Source organism: Actinospica durhamensis (genome assembly GCF_018139695.1).
GTDB classification, from domain to species: Bacteria; Actinomycetota; Actinomycetes; order Streptomycetales; family Catenulisporaceae; genus Actinospica; species Actinospica durhamensis.
In genome coordinates this window covers 1-404 of sequence record NZ_JAGSOG010000841.1, presented here as the reverse complement: position 1 = coordinate 404, position 404 = coordinate 1, and the positions used below count along the sequence as shown (strand labels likewise).

Genomic DNA, 404 nt, shown 5'->3' with positions numbered 1-404 from the left:
GCCGAAGACGGACCCGAGTTCGCGCCAGAAGCGCAGGTCGTAGCCGATCAGGACGGTCAGGTCCCCGGCGAGGGCGGCACGCTGCGCCTCCTCGCCGCGCCGCCGGACCCCCGCGAGGGCGGTGGCGACCGGGGGCTCGTCCGGCCGGAAACGCGCCGGGCCGCCGTCGGTCAGCGCGCGGAACATCCCGTCGGCCACCAGGGTGCGGGCCTCGATCATCCCGCGGAAGTCGTCGACGGAGTACTCGTGCACCCGGAACCCCCGGTGCTGGTCCGCGTCGAGCAGTCCCTGCGCGGACAGGTCGACCAGCGCCTCCCGGACCGGGGTCGCGGACACCCCGTACTGCTCGGCGATCTCCTTGACGGTGAATTCCTGCCCCGGCTGGAGCCGCCCGGCCAGCACCT

1 protein-coding gene is annotated in these 404 nt (G+C 74.5%); it reads right to left on the bottom strand.

The window, feature by feature from the left end; translation table 11 throughout:
• Positions 1-404: GntR family transcriptional regulator (locus KDL01_RS42485; protein ID WP_212534350.1), on the bottom strand; the 404-nt coding region annotated here is incomplete at both ends.